General features: G+C 35.9%; 6 protein-coding genes. All 6 read right to left on the bottom strand.

Annotation, left to right across the window (positions count from 1 at the left end; all coding sequences use genetic code 11):
- Window positions 1-109: 109 nt before the first annotated feature.
- Window positions 110-1021 (bottom strand): tRNA (adenosine(37)-N6)-dimethylallyltransferase MiaA, encoded by a 912-nt coding sequence (gene miaA / locus NEH75_RS13440; RefSeq protein WP_055305021.1) that lies wholly within the window; start codon window positions 1019-1021, stop codon window positions 110-112.
- Window positions 1022-1029: 8 nt separating this feature from the next.
- Window positions 1030-2895: a DNA mismatch repair endonuclease MutL gene (mutL, locus tag NEH75_RS13435; RefSeq protein ID WP_055305023.1), complete on the bottom strand. Its 1866-nt coding sequence runs from the start codon at window positions 2893-2895 to the stop codon at window positions 1030-1032.
- Window positions 2896-2902: 7 nt separating this feature from the next.
- Window positions 2903-5602, bottom strand: coding sequence for a DNA mismatch repair protein MutS (mutS, locus tag NEH75_RS13430; RefSeq protein WP_055305025.1), 2700 nt, complete (start codon window positions 5600-5602; stop codon window positions 2903-2905).
- A gap of 177 nt (window positions 5603-5779) precedes the next feature.
- Window positions 5780-6322: an outer spore coat protein CotE gene (cotE, locus tag NEH75_RS13425; protein ID WP_055241268.1), complete on the bottom strand. Its 543-nt coding sequence runs from the start codon at window positions 6320-6322 to the stop codon at window positions 5780-5782.
- A 170-nt stretch (window positions 6323-6492) separates the two neighbouring features.
- The gene (locus tag NEH75_RS13420) at window positions 6493-6843 is read right to left on the bottom strand and encodes a YlbF family regulator (RefSeq protein WP_055241270.1); all 351 of its coding nucleotides are present in this window, start codon (window positions 6841-6843) and stop codon (window positions 6493-6495) included.
- Entirely contained in the window at window positions 6827-8335 is a 1509-nt protein-coding gene (gene miaB / locus NEH75_RS13415; RefSeq protein WP_055241271.1) for a tRNA (N6-isopentenyl adenosine(37)-C2)-methylthiotransferase MiaB, read from the bottom strand. The genes NEH75_RS13420 and miaB overlap by 17 nt, the downstream gene beginning before the upstream one ends.
- Between the last annotated feature and the right edge of the window lie 206 nt (window positions 8336-8541).

Below are 8541 nucleotides of genomic sequence, written 5' to 3'. Positions count from 1 at the left end.
CCTTGTCTTAGGCTATGTACTTTCCGCTACTTGGACGTACTCGGGACTTTAACCCGTTAGATAATACCCATGCCGGGCGCACATAAAAAGGAGATTAAAAATCTCCTTTTTATTTATTCTGAACATAAGTTAACACTTCTTTAACTGTTTTATCAAAATGTTGTACATCAACCTTAAACCATGTAACATCCATTTGATTATTAAACCATGTATATTGACGTTTTGCATAACGTCGGGAATTTCGTTTAATTAATTCTTTACTTTCTTCTAATGAAATCAATCCCTTAAAATAATCATAAAGTTCTTTATATCCAATCGCTCGAATCGACTGAGATTCAGCCGGAATACCTTCATCAAATAAAGCTTTTACTTCTTCAACTAACCCTGTTTCATACATCGTATCAACACGCTTATTGATACGATCATATAAAACATTACGATCATCCGTTAATCCGATTAAGCAAGCGTCATAAATCATTTTATGTTCTTGTTTTTCAATCATTTCAGATTTTTTAACCCCTGAAGTTTCATAAATTTCAAGTGCTCGAATAACACGTTTACGGTTATTAGGATGAATGTCTTTTGCCCCCGCTTCATCAACAGCTGCAAGTTTAGCATGTAACTCTTCATTACTTAAATGACCATACTTCGCTTCATCAATCTCTTTTGATTCAGATTCTCCAGCAAATTCATAATCATACAAAACACTTTTAATATATAATCCTGTTCCACCCACGATAATCGGTAGCTTTCCACGAGATTTAATCTCTTCCATTTTAGCACGAACGGTTTGTTGGAATGCGGCTACAGAATATGGTTCATCTGGATTTTTTTCATCGATTAAATGATGTGGAATCCCTTGGCGCTCATCCATTGTTGCTTTAGCTGTTCCAATGTCCATTCCACGATAAATCTGCATCGAGTCGCCACTAATAATTTCACCATTTAATTGCTTCGCCAACTCGATACTCATTTTGGTTTTCCCAACGGCTGTTGGGCCAACAATACATAATACATCCATTTTTTCACCTACATTACGCGTTTAAACAATTTTTCAATTTCATACTTTGTCATTTTTACGATAATCGGACGTCCATGCGGACACGTATAAGGTTGCTCACAATAACAAAGGCTTTGAAGCAACTCTTTAATTTCATACTCATTAATGTACTGATTCGCTTTAATTGATCCTTTACAACTCATCATAATTGCCACTGATTCACGCAACTTCCCAATATCAACTTGGTTATCTAAAATCACCTGATGTAAAATTGTCTCAACAATCGATTTCGCATCCAATTTCTGTGCCCAAACAGGAATACTACGAACGACTAATGATTGACCTCCGAATTCTTCAATTTCAAAACCAAATTTCATTAAAGATGGAAGGGCTTCTTTTAAAAGTAATAGTTCGTTAGCTGCATATTTTAATACAATAGGAATCAACAACTCGACACAATCTCCACTCACATCACGTAAGAGTTGATAATTTTTCTCATATTGCACACGCTCCATCGCTGCATGTTGATCAACAATAAATAGTCCTTCTTCATTTTGAGCAAGTAAATACGTTCCATGAAGTTGTCCAATATAATAAAGTTCAAGTTTCGCTTCTTCCAGTTTCGTTGGTGCCACCACTTTAAGTTTCTCTTGACTCGATTGGGCTAAAGGTACTGATTGTGCGATCGTTTCAACTGACTCCTCGTGAACTGAATTCGCTTCCACATCAGTCACGACCGTACTCTCTTGAATTTCTTCAATGACTAACTTTTGCTTCATCACCATTGGTTCTGGTTGAATCACTTTTGACGGTGTCTCTACTTTGGTTGCCTGGAAACTTAGCGTTTGTTGAACTGGTTTTGATAGCTGAGGCATAACGGGAGCTTTAATTTCTGGTTGTGGAATATACTCCACGTGATTTAACACTTTTTTAATTTCTGTATAAATAAACGTTCTTAGCGCTTCTTCTTGTGAAAAGCGAACCTCTAGTTTAGCAGGATGAACATTAACATCCACTAACATCGGATCAAGCTTTAGATTAAGGACCACAATCGGATATTTATCTTTAGGTAATAAGGTATGATAGGCTTCTAAAATAGAGCGCATGACATTATAATTACGAATCGCACGCCCATTTACAATAATTGTCATATAATTTCGAGACGCACGGTTAATGATAGGATCACTAATAAATCCTGAAATTTCATATGTATCATTTTTCGCTGAAAAAGGGATCATCTTTTTCGCAATATCAAAACCATAAACACTAGCAATGACACTTTGTAAATTATTTTGGCCATTCGTTTGGAATAATAGTCGTTGATTATTAAATAATTTAAACGCAATCTCTGGATGAGAAAGTGCAATCTTATTGATATAATCTGTGATATGACTCAGTTCAGTATTCAACGATTTAATATGTTTCAAACGAGCTGGCGTATTAAAGAACAGATGATTCACTTCCATCTCAGTTCCCTTACGCATGACACCTGGTTTTGATGCAAGAACATCGCCACCTTTAATATTTAAATGCAATCCACTATTGATGCCATCTGATGTTTTTACATGAACATCTGAAACTGAAGCAATTGACGGAAGGGCCTCACCTCGAAACCCAAGTGTTTGAATTCTAAATATATCATATTGTGTTTTAACTTTACTTGTGGCGTGACGTTCAAAGGCGAGATGAGCATCTTCTTCACTCATCCCTTCTCCATTATCAATGACTTTAATTTGACGAACACCTGAATCTTGTAAATGAATTTCAATATTTGTACTTTGGGCATCAATCGCATTTTCAAGCAACTCTTTCACGACCGAGGCGGGACGTTCAATGACCTCTCCCGCTGCAATCATATTGGCCAGTTGCTCACTCATACGCTGTATTTTTCCCATAAGTCACCTACTTTCTTTGATTCATTTTCACCTTTAATTCATACATGACATTCATCGCCTGCATTGGTGTTAATTGATATAAATCAATCTGATCTAGTTCCTTAATGATATCTTCATAAGGATTTACATATTCTACTTTAACTTCAACTTTTGTTTTTTCTTTTTTAGGAGATTCTACAACTTCAAATAACGATAGCTGTCCTTGCTCGGCTTCAAGGGCTGGTTGTAGCTTTACATCTGGTTCCTTTACTACTGGGAGATCTTGAATAGGTTCTACCTCCACTTTCACTGCCGTTTCCAGTGAGTTTTGAATGGCTGTTTTATCTTGTTCAAGCGCATCTAATAATTGTTTTGCACGAGAAATTAAACTTGTCGGAAGCTTTGCAATCTGTGCGACATGAATCCCGTAACTCTTATCTGATGGTCCTTCCATGACCTTATGCATGAAGATTAATTGTCCTTCGTGCTCTTCGGCACGCACATGGCGATTTTCTAAATGCTCACACTTCTCTTCTAATTGAGTTAACTCATGATAGTGTGTCGAGAATAATGTTTTCGCTCCGACTTTATCATGAACATACTCAATAATGGATTGTGCCAAGGCCATTCCATCAAACGTTGCTGTTCCACGTCCAATTTCATCAAGTAAAATTAAACTATCTTTCGTAGCATGTTCAAGCGCATAATTCGTTTCCATCATTTCAACCATAAATGTACTATGTCCTGAAACTAAATCATCAGCTGCACCAATACGTGTAAAAATTTGATCAAAGATTGGTACATTAGCGACACTTGCCGGCACATAACATCCGATTTGAGCCATAATGGCAATTAAAGCTAATTGACGCATGTACGTCGATTTCCCCGACATGTTAGGACCTGTTATTAACAAGATGGATAAATCCGATGGCATCACACAATTATTTTCAACATATTGTGTGTCTTTTAATACCTTTTCAACTACTGGATGACGTCCATCTTTAATATCAATGATATGCTCACGATTTAATTGAGGGCGTGTATAGCGATTCTCTTCACTAATCGTTGCAAAGGATTGAAGGACATCAAAATAAGCCATCACTTTTGCAATCTGTTGAATCTTTGGAATCTCATTTTTAACAAGTTGGCGTAACTCACTAAATAATTCATATTCTAATTGAATCGATTTTTCTTCTGCATTTAAAATTAAATTTTCTTTTTCTTTTAATTCTTTGGTAATGAAGCGCTCCGCATTAACCAACGTTTGTTTACGCTCATAACCAGCATCTTCAGGAATTAAGTGTAAGTTCGCTTTACTAATTTCAATATAGTAACCAAACACTTTGTTATATTTAATCTTTAACGAACGAATCCCTGTCTTTTCACGTTCGGCCGCTTCTAATGCTAAAATCCACTCTTTCCCATGTGTCACAATGTAACGATACTCATCTAGTGTCTCATGATAGCCATCTTTAATGATACCACCCTCTTTAATTCCAATGGGTGGATTGTCAACGATTGCTTTTTCTAAAATATCCGTAATATGAGAACAATCCGCCATACGAGCTAATTGTTGCTGGATGGTGGGCATTGGCAATTGACTCAATAATGCTTTAATATGCGGGATTTGATTTAATGACGAGTTTAATTGTAATAAATCACGTGCATTCGCATTTCCAAACGCAATACGCCCTGATAAACGTTCTAAGTCATAAACTTCATCTAAGTGACGCTTTAACTCCTCTTTTAACATAAAATCACTCATGAATGATTCAACTACATCTAAACGTTCATTAATCATTTGTGCATTAATTGATGGACGTTCAATCCATTGTTTTAATAAACGACTTCCCATTGCAGTCTTTGTTTTATCAAGTAACCAAAGTAATGAACCTTGACGTGATTTTGAACGGATGGTCTCTGTTAACTCTAAGTTTCGGCGTGAATTATAATCTATGCTTAAATAGTCTTCATTCTTTGTTAAACTAATCGGTTGTAAGTGACCGAGTGCACTTTTTTGCGTACGAACTAGATAGTTGACTAAACGACCAAAGGCTTGCGTTAAATAACCATCGTTCACTTCCTCCGCTAAAATTTGATATTCAATTGGAATCAGGCGTTCTTCTTCATACGATAACACGATTTGTTTGAGCGCACGTAAGTTATAAAATATTTTAACATCAACGTCAGATCCAATAACGATTTCTTTACATCCTAAACTAATTAATTCCCCGACTAATGATTGATCTTCTTTCGGTAAACGCATCGCATAGTTTTCTCCGGTTGATAAATCACTGTACGCAATAGCATAGGCATCCTCAAAAGAAACGACTGATAAAATAAAGTTATTTTCTTTTTCATTTAATGCCGTTTGATTCATGACTGTTCCTGGTGTTAATAAACGAACGACTTCACGGCGAACAACCCCTTTCGCACTCGCTGGGTCTTCAACCTGCTCACAAACCGCTACTTTATAACCACGTTCAATTAAACGATTAATATAATTTTCAGCTGAGTGATGAGGAACCCCACACATAGGAACACGTTCTTCAGCTCCTGCTTCACGACCAGTTAGCGCAATTTCTAATTCTTTTGATGCTAATTGGGCATCTTCAAAAAATAGCTCATAAAAATCACCTAATCTAAAAAAGACAAAGGCGTCTTGATAATTCTCTTTGATAGTCAAATATTGTTGCATCATAGGTGTGTATTTAGACTTATCTCGCATGATAAAAACTCCTTCTTTTTTCACATGTTTTTATTATAGCATAAAGTGTCGATTTAAGGACGTTCGGAAGGCGCGATTACAAACATTTCAATTTCTTCTATGATAGACGAATTTAAGGAGTTTTAATCATTCGAATAATTTTCTCAGAAATAAAAAAAAGAATAAGGCATTTCTGCCTTATTCTCCTCTAAAAGGTGAGTTTTTTAAGAAGTTTGGATTAATTTGTTGGTCGATTTCATCTTCTTCATCGTCTGTATCGCAGTCGTTTTCAACTGGTCCTAAGATTGACACACGCATTTTTGTTTCTCCGATGACTTCAACCACAATTTCGAACTCAACTTCAACAACGATTTCACCATCTTCAATTCTTGCATCGACGCAAGTTGGTTGTTGAATGGTTCTCGCAATGACTTCATCACCTTCATATAAGCAATCACGGATGGTACGATGAACATTAACTTGATCATCATATTCAATTGTTTGACGCGCTACTTCAGTTTGTGTATTATCAGCAAATGAATACCACACGTTAATGTCATAAACACCTTTTACATCAACAGAATTATCACATTTTCTTGCTCCGAATTTATGATTAATAATCCAGCATCCTAAGATACTATCTGCTGGGCTTCTTAAATCATTAAGAGGTGATGTGATTTTAAATCTTTTTTTACCTTTACCGATTACGGCTTTTGTTACAATTTCACGAATATCATTCATCCTAATACCTCCTCACTGATACTATATTCAGCTCTTAACCTATTTGATACTTAATTGAATGACTTTATGAGATTTCATTCAAGAAAAACTTCATGCCTCCTCACGAATTTTCCTGAACGCCTATCACCCATTGGCCTCACAAAAGTATGTAAAATTAAAAAACATCTTAGCTATTCACTAAGATGTTTATTAACCTTATATTGTATTATATGAGTCATCGTCGAAAAGAGTTCATTCAACTCAATCTGAGTCTGAATATATTCATTAAAGAGCGGATTATCGTAAAGCTCATCTTCTAAAGCTTTCATTTCAGCTTCTTTTTGTAACTTCGCATTCAACTTTCCATAATGCTCAAATTTAATGAGCTCTTTTTGTTTTTTAATATATTCATCATATAACGCTAGTAGTTTTTCATTTTGGTGAACCTTTTGCGTTAATTGACGATAACGTTCCATAATCGGATCGGTTGCTAATTTTTCTTTTAATTTTTCAAAAGAAGGTAAGTTAGTTTGTTGTGTCATCGTTAACCATCTCTCCAGCTAAATGCCATGTTTTAGCTTCAGTGATTTTAACATTAACGATTTGACCGATTTTAGACGCATCTCCTTTGAAGTTAACTAGCTTATTGTGGCGTGTATATCCCGCTAACATCGTATCATCATTTTTACTTGTTCCTTCAACTAAAACATCAACGATTTGACCTTCAAAGCGTTTATTTCCAGCGCGGAATCCACGATTAATTGCTTCATTTAAGCGATTTAAACGATCTTTTTTATCTGCTTCAGATACGTTATCTTCCATACGTGCAGCTGGTGTTCCTTCACGTGGAGAGAAGATGAATGTGAAGGCTCCTTCATATCCTACCTCTTCTACTAGTGATAATGTATCTTGGAATTGTTCCTCTGTTTCACCTGGGAATCCAACGATAATATCTGTTGTAATTGATACGCCTGGGATCGCCGCTTTAAGATCACGAACTAACTGTAAATACATTTCACGTGTATATTTACGGTTCATACGTTTTAAAACTTCATTATTTCCAGATTGAACTGGTAAATGGATATGCTCCACTAAGTTTCCACGTTTCGCTAAAGCTGCGATTGTTTTTTCATCAAAATCACGTGGATGTGATGTTGTGAAACGGATACGTGGAACATCGATTTTATTTAAATCGTTTAATAAATCACCGAATGTATATTCACGGTCTTTGAAGTCTTTTCCGTATGCATTAACGTTTTGTCCCAATAATGTGACTTCTTGATATCCTTCCGCTGCTAAGTGTTGAATCTCAGCAATGATATCTTCTGGTAAACGGCTACGCTCTTTACCACGTGTATACGGTACAATACAGTATGTACAGAATTCATCGCAACCATACATAATATTTACCCATGCCTTAATACTTCCTTGACGTGTACGAGGCATGTTCTCAATAATTTCTCCTTCTTGAGACCAAACTTCAATCACGCGTTCTTTCCCCATTAATGCATTATGAATGTACTCTGGTAAGCGGTAGATGTTATGTGTTCCGAAAACTAAATCAACATATTGGTATTTTTCCATGATTTGATTAACGACTTTTTCTTCTTGTGACATACATCCACAAACCCCTAAAATCAAATCAGGATTTGTGCGTTTTAAACGTTTTAAACGCCCTAATTCACCAAAGACACGGTTTTCTGCGTTTTCACGAATAGCACACGTATTTAAGATAATTAAATCAGCTTCTTCTTGTGATTCAGCTTTACTATACCCTAATTCTTCTGCAATACCGATAATCGCTTCTGAATCATGCTCATTCATTTGACAACCATAAGTTTGAATTAAATACTTCTTCCCTTTTCCAATATTCTTAATTGACTGTTCAATAACGAAATCACGGTGAACGTGTGCTTGTTCACGGCTACGTTTACGAGCGCTATTGATGCTTGGACGTTGGAAATAGCGGCTATAATCTTTTTCAGCTTTTGGCTGATTTGCTTGTAACGATAATTCTTTTTGTTGTTCATTCATCCTTATCACCTATATCTTAAAGCTTTATTAATCCACTTTATTCTCTATGTGACAAAACACGAGTCACTTTGTCTATTATACCTTACAACATATACAATAATCAACTCATGTCCACCTCGCTTTACCCCTTTAAAAAAGGATACAAAAAAAGACTAGTGACCATTTATAGCCACTAGTCTTTTCTATGTGCGCCCGGCATGGGTATT

Source organism: Turicibacter sp. T129 (assembly GCF_025594975.1).
Classification (GTDB): Bacteria; Bacillota_I; Bacilli_A; order MOL361; family Turicibacteraceae; genus Turicibacter; species Turicibacter bilis.
Note: the sequence above shows the minus strand (reverse complement) of the source record. Positions and strands in the feature narration are given on the sequence as shown.